Origin of the sequence: Variovorax dokdonensis (genome assembly GCF_030316895.1) — a bacterium.
Taxonomy (GTDB): Bacteria; Pseudomonadota; Gammaproteobacteria; order Burkholderiales; family Burkholderiaceae_C; genus Variovorax; species Variovorax dokdonensis.
Window position 1 is genome coordinate 1,672,807 of the sequence record NZ_JASZYV010000001.1, and the last position, 13,091, is coordinate 1,685,897.

Here is a 13,091-nt window from a genome sequence, read left to right on the forward strand (position 1 = left end):
TGGTCAACGAACCGTCTGGCCATCTAACCTTCGGTCGACCCCGAGCCTAAACTTGGGGCATGAGGAGCATCCTGACAATATGTATCGGCAACATCTGCCGCAGCCCACTCGCCGAGGTGGCCTTGGCGCGGGAGCTTTCGGGCGCCACCGTGTGGTCGGCGGGCCTGGGAGCGCTGGTGGGCGAACCGGCAGATCCGCTGTCGGTGCAGCTGGCCAAGGAAAACGGCATGGACCTGAGCGCGCACCGTGCCCAGCAGGTCAACAGCATGATGTGCCAGCGCGCCGATCTCATCCTGGTGATGGAGCAGCACCACCGAGAGGAACTGGAGCGGCGCTATCCGGTCGTGCGCGGCAAGGTCTTCCGCCTGGGCGACACCGACATCGCCGACCCGTTCCGGCAGGCCCGTCCGGCCTTCGAACTGGCCTTCGGCAACATCTCGCGCGGCGCTGCGTCCTGGGCGCAGCGCATCCGACGCCTCTGAGGACGCGCCTGCGCGCTCAGGCCGCCTTGCGGCGGGGCAGCACCCAGCCGGGGCGAACCCAGTGGCAGGTGTAGCCGTCGGGGTAGGTCTGCAGGTAGTCCTGGTGTTCCGGCTCCGCTTCCCAGAAAGGGCCGGCCGGCTTGACCTCGGTGACCACCTTGCCGGGCCACAGGCCCGAGGCGTCGACGTCGGCGATGGTGTCCAGCGCCGTCTGCCGCTGCGCTTCGCTGGTGTAGTAGATGCCCGAGCGATACGAGGTGCCCCGGTCGTTGCCTTGGCGGTCCCTGGTGCTCGGGTCGTGGATCTGAAAGAAGAACTCCAGCAGTTGCCTAAAGCTCAGCTTGTGCGGATCGAAGACGATTTCGACGGCCTCGGCATGGGTGCCATGGTTGCGATAGGTGGCGTTGGCCACATCCCCGCCGCTGTAGCCGACGCGGCTGCTGATGACGCCCGGATGCTGGCGCAGCAGTTCCTGCATGCCCCAGAAGCAGCCACCGGCGAGGATGGCGGTTTCGGTCGAAGTGCTCAATTGATGCTCCTGCGAATGGCGATGTTTGACGAGGCGCCAAGCTTGCATGAAAGCGGCGCCCCGCGGCGGGCCCGGTGGACATCGCCCGGCTCCATTCAAGGGATTGCGGCTGGCACAACTTCGTGCACTTGTCTCTGTCTGGTTACTGTGGCCGGCAATCGACTATGCTCGTCGCACCAGACGCACGTTGTCGGTGCGTCGTCCACATCGCTCCCAGGGAGTCAGGCGAGAGGATCAGAAGGTATGACTGGACAATTTTCCCGATGGTTGGCCTGCGTGCTGCTCATGTGCGGCACAGCTCTGGCTTCGGCGCAGGACGCGCCCAAGCTCGACAACGCTCAACTCGACCAGTTGATGGCGCCGGTAGCGCTCTACCCGGATGCGGTGCTGTCGCAGTTGCTGATGGCCTCCACCTATCCGGACGACGTCAAGGAAGCGGCGGACTGGTCCAAGCGCAATCCGAGTCAGAGTGGTGATGCGGCCGTCAAGGCGGTCGAGAACGAACCCTGGGACCCGAGCGTCAAGTCGCTGCTGGCCTTTCCCTCGGTCATGGACATGGCCGGTCGAGAGCCGCAGTGGGTCGTCCAGATGGGCAACGCGTTTCTCGATCAGCCCAATGACGTGATGGATTCCGTTCAGCGCCTGCGCAGCCAGGCCCAGGCGGCCGGTTCGCTCAAGAGCAATGAGCAGCAGACCGTGACGGTGCAGTCGCAGGGTCCGCAGCAGATCATCCAGATCGAGCCCGCGAATCCACAGGTCGTCTATGTGCCGCAGTACAACCCGACGGTCGTCTACGGCGCTTGGGCGTATCCCGCTTATCCGCCTTACTACTACCCGCCGCTGCCAGGCTCGGTCTTCGCCACATCTCTGGTGGCCGGTATCGGCTGGGGGCTGGGCGTGGCCGCGGTCAATTCGATGTGGGGCGGTTTCAACTGGGGCCGCGGAGACGTCAACATCAACGTCAATCGGTACAACAACATCAACGTCAACAACCGACTGAGCGCCAACCAGACCAACTTCCAACACAACGCGGCGCGCCGCGGGTCCACGCCCTACAACAGCGCCTCCAATCGCAATCGCTTCGACGCTCAGCGCCAGTCCGGCCTGGCCAACCGCGATCGTGGCGGTGGCAATCTTGCAGGTGGGCGAGGCGCTGCGCCAGGCGGCCGTGATGCCGCGCGCGACCGGGCGGCGCAGTCTTTTCAATCGCGCACCGGCCAGTCGATTCCAGGCCATCGTGTCGACGGCGGCGGCCGCATGGCTCAGGGCGGGGCCGCCCAGAACCGGTCCGGCCAAGGCGCGGCTGGAAACCGCGTCGGGCAGGGCGGTGGTCAGGCGCGCGAAAGCGCGGCATCGCGGCAGAACAGGGATCGCGCGTCGGCCCAGGCGCGTTCGAGAGCAGCCAATCACGACAACGCGTTCCGCGATGCCGGCAATGGCGCCAAGGTCCGGCAACAGGCCCAGCGCGGAAATATCCAGCACGCCAGCGCTCAGCGCGGTGGCGCCAACCGGTCGTTCTCGGGCGGCGGCGGTGCCCGTATGGGCGGCGGTGCTCGCGCCGGCGGCGGTGGGCACATGGGTGGCGGACGGCGGAGGTAATCTCACATGACCAGCAAGAAATCGATGTTGCGCGCCATGCTTGTGGCCACCGCGCTGGTGTGGGGCCCCGTGACGGCGGTGTACGCCCAGGCCAGCTACGCGAGCCCGCAGGCCGCAGCCGAGGCGCTGAATTCGGCGATCGCACTGAGCGACCGGGATGGCGTTCAGACGGTCTTGGGCGCCCACTTCATGCGCTATGTGCCCGAGCACGACGTCAGCATGGAAGATGCCTATGCCTTCCTCGAAGCCTGGAACAAAGCGCATTCGATCGAGCAGACTTCCGACACGCGGGCCGAACTGGTGGTGGGTGACGGTTGGCACTTCCCGGCACCGCTGGTCAAGAGTGCGAAAGGCTGGTCCTTCGATGTGAAGGCGGCCCAGGCGGAAATCAACCGGCGGCGGATCGGGCGCAACGAACTCGGCGCGATCGAGACGCTCAAGCAACTGTGCGCGGCGCAGGCGCGCTTTGCCCAAAGCCAAGGGCAGCCGGCCAGCCGGATCGTGAGCAGTGCGGATCGGCGCGACGGCCTTTATTGGCCTGCCGTCGATGGCCCTGAAAGCCCCCTGGGGCCGGATGCGCTCGTCATGGGTGCCGACACACCGGTGGATGCGGCGCTCTACGGCTACCACTACCGCCTGTTGTCCGATGCAGCGGCCAACAAGGGCTGCAGCTTCCTGGCTTGGCCGGCACGCCAAGGCGTGGATGGCGTGCACGCCTTCGTGATCGGCGGTGACGGGGTGGTGCGCGAACGGGTGTTGGGGTCGGCAGGCGCGGCCAACCAGGTGAGAAGCGCTGGCGCCGCGCAGGACTGGAGCGCCGTTCAGGCCGTTCAGTAGGCAAACGCGCGGTCTGAAAAAAACAAGGGGCGCTCAGCGCCCCTTCGACCATCTGCCTCGGCCTGGCTGCAAGTCAGCGCGTTTCCGGTCCGCCTTCACTGGCGCTGGTGACGACGTTGCTGACGATGCCGATGGCATTGGCGCGCAGCAACTCGTGACGGATGGCGATTTCGAGCAGCTTGCGCGCTGAATCCGGCCGGTCGTGGTCGTACTCCTCGTCGAGCTCGCAGTGCAGGTAGTAGTCGACGCGCGCCATCAGGCGTTCGATCGAGGCAGCAATGTCCTCTTCGTTCATTCCTCAGTTCCTCTGTATTTGTCCCCGCTCTTCGTTCGTCGGGCATAAAGCGCGCACCCCAGTGTCGGGGCGCCGGCCCGCTGTTGGCTACTTTGCTGCCAACCGTCACCGATCGCGAAGGCTCAATTGTCTCATAATTGCAACATAAGCAAGCAGGACTTGACGCAATCTCAGGCTGGCTTTTCCGAATGGGGCCACAAACTTGGACGTTTATTGCGTAAGCCCTTGCAATTGTTCCGAGAGGAGCATCCATTGTTCCTCCAATTGAGCGATCTCGTCTTCGCGCGCTTTCAGCTGTCGGCCTGTCTCGGCAAACTGCTCCGAGGACAGGTTTTGAGATAGCTTGGCCTGCAAGGCATCGCGCTCTTCCCCTGCTGGCGTCAGCCTGGCCTCGATCCGGGCCAACTCGCGTTGAAGCGGCCGTCGCTGTTCAGCCAGCTTCTGGCGCGCGGCCGCATCCTGCTGTCGCTGCTCCTTGCCGGATAGCGCCGGACTCTCGGGCGCGGCGGCCGGCACCGGCGCTGACTTGCCTTGCTCGGGCGCCGGGGTCGGGACCACTTCGGGTGCGGCCTCCACCAGTGCGGCAGCGCGCGCGGCCTCGCGCAAGCGGCGGGATTCTTCCAGCAGGTAGCGTTGGTAGTCGTCGAGGTCGCCGTCGAAATCCGAGACGCCGCCACGGCCGACGAGCCAGAATTCGTCGCAAACCGCGCGCAGCAGCGCCCGATCGTGGCTGACCAGCATCAGCGTGCCCTCGAACTCGTTGAGGGCCACGGCCAGCGCCTCGCGCGTGGCCAGATCCAGGTGGTTGGTGGGTTCGTCCATCAGCAGCAGGTTGGGGCGCTGCCAGACCATCATGGCCAGGACCAGTCGCGCCTTCTCGCCGCCGCTCATCGTGCCGACGGCCTGCTTGACCATCTCGCCACTGAAGTTGAAGCTGCCCAGGAAACCGCGCAGATCCTGCTCGGTGCTGCGCTGGGGCGCGTTGGCGCCCAGGTCGCGTGCCAGCCGGACCATGTGTTCCAGCGGATTGCTTGACGGATGCAGCACATCCAGTTCCTGCTGGGCGAAGTAGCCGATCGACAGGCCCTTGCCCTCGGTCACGGTGCCTGCAACGGCTTTCATCGTCCGTGCGATGGTCTTGACCAGCGTGGACTTGCCCTGGCCGTTCGCGCCGAGGATGCCGATGCGCTGGCCGGCCAGCACCGAGCGGTTGACGCCGCGCAGGATGACCTTGGGCGCGTTGTCCTCTTGTGCGTACCCGAATGCGCCACCGCTGATGGTGAGCATCGGGTTGGGGATGTTCTGCGGCTCCTTGAACTCGAAACTGAAGTCGGCTTCGGCCAAAAGCGGAGCCACCTTCTCCATGCGTTCCAGCGCCTTCACCCGGCTCTGGGCCTGCTTGGCCTTGCTGGCCTTGGCCTTGAAGCGGTCGATGAACTTATGCAGGTGCGCGATCTTTTCCTGCTGGCGTGCGAAGGCGGCCTGCTGCTGCTCCATCTGCAGCGCACGCATCTCCTCGAATTTGCTGTAGTTGCCGCCATAGCGCGTCAGGCGCGCCTGATCGATGTGCAGGGTGACGTCGGTCACCGCGTCCAGGAACTCGCGGTCGTGGCTGATGACGATCATCGTGCCCGCATAGCGCTGCAGCCAGCTTTCCAGCCAGACCAGAGCGTCGAGGTCCAGGTGGTTGGTGGGTTCGTCGAGCAGCAGCAGGTCGCTCGGGCACATGAGTGCACGGGCCAGTTGCAGGCGCATGCGCCAGCCACCGGAGAAGCTGTTGACCGGCTGCATGAGCTCGTGGATCTGAAAGCCCAGCCCCAGGATGAGCGATTGCGCACGCGGAACCGCGTCGTGCGCGCCGGCGTCGGCCAGGTCGGTGTGGACGTGGGCCAGTTCCATGCCGATGTCCATGTCGTCCGGCGCGGCCAGGTGGGCGGCTTCGAGCCGATCGAGTTCGGCGTGAAGCTGCGCGAGGCGCGTGTCGCCGGCCACGACGAAGTCGGTCGCCGGTTCGTCGGTTTCGGGCATGTGTTGCGCCACCTGGGCGAGTTGCCAGCCCGCCGGGCGCGAATAGTCGCCGCCGTCTTCATGCAACGTGCCGTTGAGCAGTGCGAAAAGCGTGGACTTGCCGGCGCCGTTTCGGCCAACGAGGCCGACCTTCTCGCCGGGGTTGAGGGTGACGCTTGCGTTGTCGAGCAGCACTTTGCTGCCTCGGCGCAAGACGACGTTCTTGAGCGTGATCATGGTGGTGGAACAGTGAATGGGGCGCGGCGACTTGCAGGCTGCGCTGCCGAGCATCGGTGGGAGTATGGCGCGCGGCGGGGCGCGCCGTTGTTTCAAGGATGGCCCGGTCGATCCGGCGCGTCGGCCCGCGCCGCATGCCGCGGTCCAAAGCGCATCAAACGGGCGTCAGCGACTCACGAGGGCTTCGCGGGTCAGCAGCAGCACCTGGTCATCGCCCGCGCTGGTGTCGAGCCAGACGACTTCCAGTTTGGGAAAGGCAGCCTCGAAATGCTCGCGCTCGTTGCCGATCTCGAGCACGAGCACGCCCTGCGGCGACAGCTTCTCGGGCAGTTGCGCGAGCAGGTTGCGGATGAAATCCATGCCGTCCGAGCCACCAGCCAGGGCCATTTCCGGCTCTGCGCGATATTCCGCGGGCAGAGCGCTCATGCTTCGGGCATTGACGTAAGGCGGGTTGCACAGCACCAGGTCGTAGGGGCCGTTGACGCTGCCCAGGCCGTCCGACTTCAGCAGCGTGATGCGATCGTCCAGGCCGTGGCGGGTGACGTTGATCGCCGCCACTTCCAGCGCCTCGGTAGAAAGGTCTGCCGCTTCCACGCGCACTTCGGGATAGGTCATGGCCGCCAGCACCGCCAGGCTGCCATTGCCGGTGCACAGGTCCAGCACCTGCCGGGTGTGCTCGCCCAGCCAGGGGTCGATGCTGCCGTCGGCGAGCAACTCCGCGATGAAGCTGCGCGGCACGATGGTGCGTTCATCGACGTAGAAGGGAATGCCTTGCAGCCAGGCTTCGCGCGTGAGATAGGCGGCCGGCACGCGCCGCTCGATGCGCTCGCGCACCAGCGCCCTGACTTTGGCGGCGTCGGCTTCGGCAACCTCGCGCTCGGCCGATTCCTCGAGCGCGTCGAGGCCCAGCCTGAGCCGCCACAACACCAGCCAGGCGGCTTCGTCAAAGGCGTTCTGCGTGCCGTGGCCGAAGGCGACTTTCGCGGCTTCCAGTTCGCGGGCTGCCTCGTCGACCAGTTCGATGACGGTGCTCATGCCGCGGCGTCCGACGCGTTCGGGCCCAGCCTGGCCAGGGTGCGGGCGTAGATGTTCTTCAGCATCTCGATGTCCGCGACGGCGATGTGCTCGTCGATCTTGTGGATGCTGGCGTTGACCGGCCCGAGTTCGACCACCTGCTCGCAGATCTGAGCGATGAAGCGGGCGTCGCTCGTCCCGCCGCTGGTCGAGATTTCGGTGTCGATGCCGGTCTCGTCGCGGATGGCCTGCTGCACGGCCGACACCAGCGTGCCCGGCTGCGTGAGGAAGGGCAGTCCGCCCACGGTCCATTTCAGCTCGTAGTCGAGCCCGTGGGCATCTAGCACGCCCTGCACACGCTGCTGCAGCGATTCGGGCGTCGATTCGGTGGAGAAGCGGAAGTTGAAGTCCACCACCGCAGTGCCGGGAATGACGTTGCTGGCGCCGGTGCCCGCGTGGAAGTTGCTGATCTGCCAGCTCGTGGGCTGGAAGAACCGGTTGCCCTGGTCCCAGCCGCCGGCCGCATTGATGGCGACCAGCTCCGCCAGCGCCGGTGCGAACTGGTGAACCGGGTTGCGCGCCAGGTGCGGATAGGCGATGTGACCTTGCACGCCCTTGATGGTGAGTCGGCCGCTCATGGTGCCCCGGCGGCCGTTCTTGATCATGTCGCCGCAGCGCTCGACCGAAGTCGGCTCACCGACGATGCAGTAGTCGATCTTCTGGCCGCGTTCGGCCAGGCGGCGGCATACGACCACGGTGCCATCGACGGCCGGGCCTTCCTCGTCGCTGGTCAGCAGCAGCGCGATGTTCAACTGCGGTTCGGGGTGCTGCGCCAGGTGTTCCTCGATGGCCACGACGAAGGCGGCCAGCGAGGACTTCATGTCGCAGGCGCCACGGCCGTAGAGCTTGCCGTCGCGATGGCTGGGCGTGAAGGGCGGCGTCGTCCATTGCTCCAGCGGGCCGGTAGGCACCACGTCGGTGTGCCCGGCGAAGACGAGGGTGCGCGCCGCGGGATGGGCCGAACGGCGCAGCGCCCACAGGTTGGTCACGCGGAAGTCGTCGGGGCCGCTGGCGATGGTTTCAAGTTCGAAGCCAAGCGGTACCAGCCGCTCGCCGATCAGGGTCTGGCAACCGCCATCCTCGGGCGTGACGGAGGAAAGGGCGATGAGTTCTTCGGCAAGGAGCAGCGTACGGGGCATTCGGCAGGGTCAGAATTTCACGTCCAGCGTGATTTCGGTGAAGGTCGGTTCCTCCACCTGGTCGAGCAGGGCGCGTTCTTCCTGGCGTGGCGCGTTGGCCGGCGCATTGCGGTTCTGCAGGCGCCACATCAGGTTGGTGGGTGAGTCGGCATTGGCCAGGCCTTCGGCCCGGTCAATCTGGTTGTTGATGATCAGGCGGGCGATGTCTTCCTCGAAGGTCTGGGAGCCTTCGGCCAGCGATTGCTCCATGGCCTCCTTGACGGCGGAGAGGTCGCCCTTCTCGATCAGTTCGGCCACCAGTTGGGTGTTGAGCATGATCTCGACCGCCGGCACGCGCGAACCCGAGGGCGTGCGCAACAGGCGCTGCGCGACGATGGCGCGCATGGCCGACGCCATGTCGCCCAGCAGGGTGGGGCGCACTTCGACGGGGTAGAAGCTCAGGATGCGGTTGAGCGCGCGATAGGCGTTGTTCGCATGCAGCGTGGCCACGCACAAGTGGCCGGACTGGGCGTAGGCGATCGCGGCGTCCATCGTCTCGCGGTCGCGGATCTCGCCGATCTGAATCACATCGGGTGCCTGGCGCAGCGCGTTCTTCAGGGCCAGTTTCAGCGACTGCGTGTCACTGCCGATGTCGCGCTGGTTCACCAGCGACTTCTTGTTGGTGTAGATGTACTCGATCGGCTCTTCGACCGTCAGGATGTGGCCGCTGGCGTTCTCGTTGCGGTAATCCAGCATCGAGGCGAGCGTCGTCGACTTGCCGGCGCCGGTGGCACCCACCATCAGGATCAGCCCGCGCTTTTCCATCACCAGCGTCTTGAGCACTGGTGGCAGGCTCAGCTCATCAAAGGAGGGGATGCGTGCCGGAATGTGTCGCACGACGACCGCATAGGTGCCCCGCTGGCGCAATGCGCTGATGCGGTAGTTGCCCGCGCCCTCGAGGGCGACCGCGGTGTTGAGCTCGCCGCTTTTTTTCAGTTCGTCCACCTTTTCGGCGGGAACGATTTCGGACAGGAGAGACAGAGGCGCCTCGGGCGGCAGGACCTGGGCATTGATCGGCAGGCATTGCCCGTTGATGCGGATCTGCGCCGGTGCGTGGGCCGACAGGTAGATGTCCGAAGCCTTGCGCTCGGCCATCAGGCGAAGGATGCGCTCCATGGTGCTCATGCGGTCTTTCTCCTCGAGGTGACGTTTTTTGGCAATCTTTCTCGGGCTGCAATCGCCGTGCCCATCCTCCCTGGACCATCCTTGTCAGCTGCCGCCAGGAGAACGAATGGATTGGTTCTCATGGCGGCGCCCGAAACTCAGTCGCGCAGCAGGTCGTTGAGCGACGTGGTGGAACGCGTCTTGGCGTCGACCGTCTTCACGATCACCGCGCAGTAGGTGCTGTAGGCAACGCCGCCTGCCGTGGTCTTGGGCAGTCCGCCACTGATGACGACGCTGCCGGTGGGCACGCGGCCAAAGGTGATCTCGCCCGTCTGGCGGTTGAAGATGGGGGTGCTCTGGCCGATGTACACGCCCATGCCGATCACCGAGTTCTCTTCGACGATGACGCCTTCGACCACTTCGGAGCGTGCGCCGATGAAGCAGTTGTCTTCGATGATGGTCGGGCCAGCCTGCAGCGGCTCGAGCACGCCGCCCAGGCCCACGCCGCCGGACAGGTGCACGTTCTTGCCCACTTGCGCGCACGAACCCACGGTGGCCCAGGTGTCCACCATCGTGCCTTCACCGACGTAGGCGCCGATGTTGACGTACGAGGGCATCAGGATCGCGCCCTTGGCGATGTAGCTGCCGCGGCGCGCCACGGCCGGCGGCACGATGCGCACGCCGGCTTCCTTCAGCTCGCTGGCCGACAGGTGCGAGAACTTGGTCGGCACCTTGTCGTAGAAGCCCAGCGAGCCGGCGGTGATCTGCTCGTTGTCGCGCAGACGGAACGACAGCAGAACGGCCTTCTTGATCCACTGGTGCACGGTCCACTTGCCCACGGACTCGCGCGTGGCGACACGCAACTGGCCGTTGTTGAGCTCGGCGATCACGTGCTCGACGGCATCGCGCACTTCCTTGGAAGCCTCGGCGGCCGAGATGTTGGCGCGGTCTTCCCACGCGGCGTCGATGATTTGCTGGAGTTGCTGGGTCATGTTGATGATGGAGGTTGAAACTGGATTTGGCGGGCGGGCGATCAGCGCCCTTGCTGCACAAAGCGGACGATGCGCCGGGCGGCTTCGACGCATTCGGCGGTGTCGGCCACCAGGGCCATGCGCACTCGGCCTCGGCCGGGGTTGACGCCGTTCACCTCGCGCGCCAGGTAGGAGCCCGGCAAGACCGTCACATTGTATTGAGCGTAGAGGGCGCGAGCGAAGGCGGCATCGTCGCCTTCCCAGGCTGCGGGCACGCCGGCCCACAGGTAGAAGCTGGCGTCGGGCAGTCGAACGTCGAGCACGGGTTCCAGCAGTGGCGTGACGGCGGCGAACTTGGCGCGGTATTGGGCACGGTTGTCCACCACGTGCGACTCATCGCCCCAGGCGGCGACGCTGGCCGCCGCCACGGCGCCGCTCATGGCGCTGCCGTGATAGGTGCGGTAGAGCAGGAACGACTTCATGATGGCCGCGTCACCCGCCACGAAGCCGCTGCGCAGGCCGGGCACGTTGCTGCGCTTGGACAGCGAAGTCAGGGCGATCAGATTGCGGAAGTCGTCGCGGCCCAGGCGCTTGGCGGCCTCCAGGCCACCGAGAGGCGCCTCGTCTCGGAAATAGATCTCGCTGTAGCACTCATCCGAGGCGATGACGAAACCGTATTGGTCGGACAGGTCGAAAAGCCGCTTCCATTCGTCCAGCGGCATGACGGCGCCGGTCGGGTTGCCGGGCGAGCAGACGAAGATCAGCTGGGTGCGCTTCCAGACGTCTTCGGGCACGCTGGCCCAGTCGACCGCGAAGTTGCGCGACGGCACGCTGGGCACGTAGTAGGGCTCGGCGCCCGAGAGCAGGGCCGCGCCTTCGTAGATCTGATAGAACGGATTGGGCGACAGCACATAGGGCGCAGGCTCGCGCCGCCCGTCGACCACCGTCTGGGCCAGCGCGAACAGAGCTTCGCGCGATCCGTTGACCGGCAGCACCTGGGTGGCGGGGTCGAGGTCAAGCCCGTAGCGCTTGTGCAGCCATTGGGTGAAGGACTGGCGCAGCTTCAGGTCGCCCGCCGTGGCAGGGTAGACGGCCAGAGCGCCCATGCCGGCGGTGAGGGCGTCCTTGATGAAGCCGGGGGTAGCATGGCGCGGTTCGCCGATGCCCAGGCTGATGGGCGAGAAGGCCGGGTCCGGCGTGACGCCGGAGAACAGCTGCCGCAGCCGCTCGAAAGGGTACGGCTGCAGCTTGGCAAGCAGGGGATTCATGCCGCCGATTATCGGCCACTGCACGTAGGCGCAACGATTCGACAACGTTGCCGGATGCGGCGCGGGGCCCGGGCACTGCGCGCCGGGCAAAGAGCCGATCAGCCCAGCCGCTTGACCAGCACCTGGCTCTTGCGATCCCAGTTGTATTTCTTCTTGCGCGCCTCGGGCAGCCACTCCGGGTCGACCTGCTTGAAGCCGCGCTTGATGAACCAGTGCATCGTCCGGGTGGTGAGCACGAAGATGCTTTCCATGCCCATCGCCTTGGCGCGCTGTTCCACGCGCTTGAGGATGCGCTCGCCGTCGCCTTGCGACTGCGATTGCGACGAGACCGTCAGCGCGGCCATTTCGCCCGTTCGCGCCTCGGGGTACGGGTAGAGCGCAGCGCAGCCGAAGATCACGCCGTCGTGCTCGATCACGGTGTAGAGGTTGACGTCGCGTTCGATCTCGGTCCGGCTGCGCTTGACCAGGGTGCCGTCCCGTTCGAAAGGCTCGATCAGTTGCAGGATGCCGCCGATGTCGTCCACCGTGGCTTCGCGCAGGCTTTCGAGCTTCTCGTCGACCACCATGGTGCCGATGCCGTCGTGCACGTACACCTCGAGCAACAGCGAGCCGTCCACCGAGAACGGGATGATGTGGTTGCGCTCGACGCCGCCAGCACAGGCTTTCACGCAGTGCTGCAGATAGAAGGCGGTGTCCGTCGGGCGCTGGGGCGCGGGCAGCGAGGCCAGCAGCTTCTTGGCGTCCGCCAGCGGAAGTTCGGTGTCGATGGGGTTGTCTTCGCTGGCCGGCTGGCTCGGGTCCTGGGCGATGCCGGCCACCTCGGTCAGGAAGATCAGCTTGTCGGCCTGGATGGCCGTGGCCACGCTGGTGGCGACCTCTTCCATCGTCAGGTTGAAGGCCTCGCCAGTGGGAGAAAAACCGAAGGGCGACAGCAGCACCATGGCGCCGAAGTCGAGCGCACGCCTTATGCCGGCCACGTCCACCTTGCGCACCAACCCCGAATGCATGAAGTCCACCCCGTCGACCACGCCGACCGGACGGGCGGTGATGAAGTTGCCCGAGATCACGCGCACCGTGGCGCCGGCCATCGGCGTGTTGGGCAGGCCCTGGCTGAAGGCGGCTTCGATCTCATAGCGCAACTGGCCGGCGGCCTCCTGCGCGCAGTCGAGCGCCACTTCGTCCGTGATGCGAATGCCGTGCGAGTAGCGCGCCTCGTGCCCCTTGGCGCGCAGCTGCTCGTTCACCTGCGGCCGGAAGCCGTGCACCAGCACGACCTTCACGCCCATGCTCTGGATCAGCGCCAGATCCTGGGCGATGGCCTGCAGCTTGCCGGCGGCGATGGCCTCGCCCGCCATGGCCACGACGAAGGTCTTGCCGCGGTGCATGTGGATGTACGGCGCGACCGACCGGAACCACGGGACGAAGGTGAAGTTGAAGACAGTGGACATGCAGCTGGGAACAGTGGGGCCGGCGGCAATCCGCCACGCCGCAAGCGTCGGGCGGGGATAAT

General features: G+C 66.0%; 12 protein-coding genes. 3 read left to right on the forward strand and 9 right to left on the reverse strand.

The window, feature by feature from the left end; genetic code table 11:
• Positions 1-59 precede the first annotated feature (59 nt).
• Complete coding sequence (locus QTH91_RS07700) at positions 60-482, forward strand: low molecular weight protein-tyrosine-phosphatase (RefSeq protein ID WP_286659398.1); 423 nt, start codon at positions 60-62, stop codon at positions 480-482.
• Between the two features lie 16 nt (positions 483-498).
• Here QTH91_RS07700 and msrA read toward each other — a convergent pair whose 3' ends face one another.
• Positions 499-1,011: a peptide-methionine (S)-S-oxide reductase MsrA gene (msrA, locus tag QTH91_RS07705; RefSeq protein ID WP_286659399.1), complete on the reverse strand. Its 513-nt coding sequence runs from the start codon at positions 1,009-1,011 to the stop codon at positions 499-501.
• A 243-nt stretch (positions 1,012-1,254) separates the two neighbouring features.
• Between msrA and QTH91_RS07710 the strand changes: the two genes are divergently transcribed.
• Both QTH91_RS07710 and QTH91_RS07715 read left to right on the forward strand, forming a co-directional pair.
• Positions 1,255-2,610 (forward strand): DUF3300 domain-containing protein, encoded by a 1,356-nt coding sequence (locus QTH91_RS07710; RefSeq protein ID WP_390368107.1) that lies wholly within the window; start codon positions 1,255-1,257, stop codon positions 2,608-2,610.
• 6 nt (positions 2,611-2,616) lie between these two features.
• Positions 2,617-3,447, forward strand: coding sequence for a DUF2950 family protein (locus tag QTH91_RS07715; RefSeq protein WP_286659400.1), 831 nt, complete (start codon positions 2,617-2,619; stop codon positions 3,445-3,447).
• Between the two features lie 73 nt (positions 3,448-3,520).
• On the opposite strand, the gene QTH91_RS07720 is transcribed toward QTH91_RS07715, so the two are convergent.
• From QTH91_RS07720 to argA, 8 genes are all read right to left on the reverse strand, one after another.
• Positions 3,521-3,742, reverse strand: coding sequence for a hypothetical protein (locus QTH91_RS07720; protein ID WP_286659401.1), 222 nt, complete (start codon positions 3,740-3,742; stop codon positions 3,521-3,523).
• Between the two features lie 210 nt (positions 3,743-3,952).
• Positions 3,953-5,986 carry an ABC-F family ATP-binding cassette domain-containing protein gene (locus QTH91_RS07725; RefSeq protein WP_286659659.1) on the reverse strand — a complete coding sequence of 678 codons (2,034 nt, stop codon included), beginning with the start codon at positions 5,984-5,986 and terminating at the stop codon, positions 3,953-3,955.
• A gap of 165 nt (positions 5,987-6,151) precedes the next feature.
• Entirely contained in the window at positions 6,152-7,021 is an 870-nt protein-coding gene (gene prmB / locus QTH91_RS07730) for a 50S ribosomal protein L3 N(5)-glutamine methyltransferase (protein WP_286659402.1), read from the reverse strand.
• Positions 7,018-8,199 carry a succinyl-diaminopimelate desuccinylase gene (dapE, locus tag QTH91_RS07735; protein WP_286659403.1) on the reverse strand — a complete coding sequence of 394 codons (1,182 nt, stop codon included), beginning with the start codon at positions 8,197-8,199 and terminating at the stop codon, positions 7,018-7,020. The genes prmB and dapE overlap by 4 nt, the downstream gene beginning before the upstream one ends.
• Before the next feature lie 9 nt (positions 8,200-8,208).
• Entirely contained in the window at positions 8,209-9,363 is a 1,155-nt protein-coding gene (locus QTH91_RS07740) for a PilT/PilU family type 4a pilus ATPase (RefSeq protein WP_286659404.1), read from the reverse strand.
• Positions 9,364-9,500: 137 nt separating this feature from the next.
• Positions 9,501-10,334 carry a 2,3,4,5-tetrahydropyridine-2,6-dicarboxylate N-succinyltransferase gene (gene dapD, locus QTH91_RS07745; protein ID WP_286659405.1) on the reverse strand — a complete coding sequence of 278 codons (834 nt, stop codon included), beginning with the start codon at positions 10,332-10,334 and terminating at the stop codon, positions 9,501-9,503.
• Between the two features lie 41 nt (positions 10,335-10,375).
• A complete protein-coding gene (dapC, locus tag QTH91_RS07750; protein ID WP_286659406.1) occupies positions 10,376-11,581 on the reverse strand; it encodes a succinyldiaminopimelate transaminase in 1,206 nt (401 codons plus the stop codon).
• A gap of 98 nt (positions 11,582-11,679) precedes the next feature.
• A complete protein-coding gene (gene argA, locus QTH91_RS07755) occupies positions 11,680-13,029 on the reverse strand; it encodes an amino-acid N-acetyltransferase (RefSeq protein WP_286659407.1) in 1,350 nt (449 codons plus the stop codon).
• Positions 13,030-13,091: the final 62 nt, after the last annotated feature.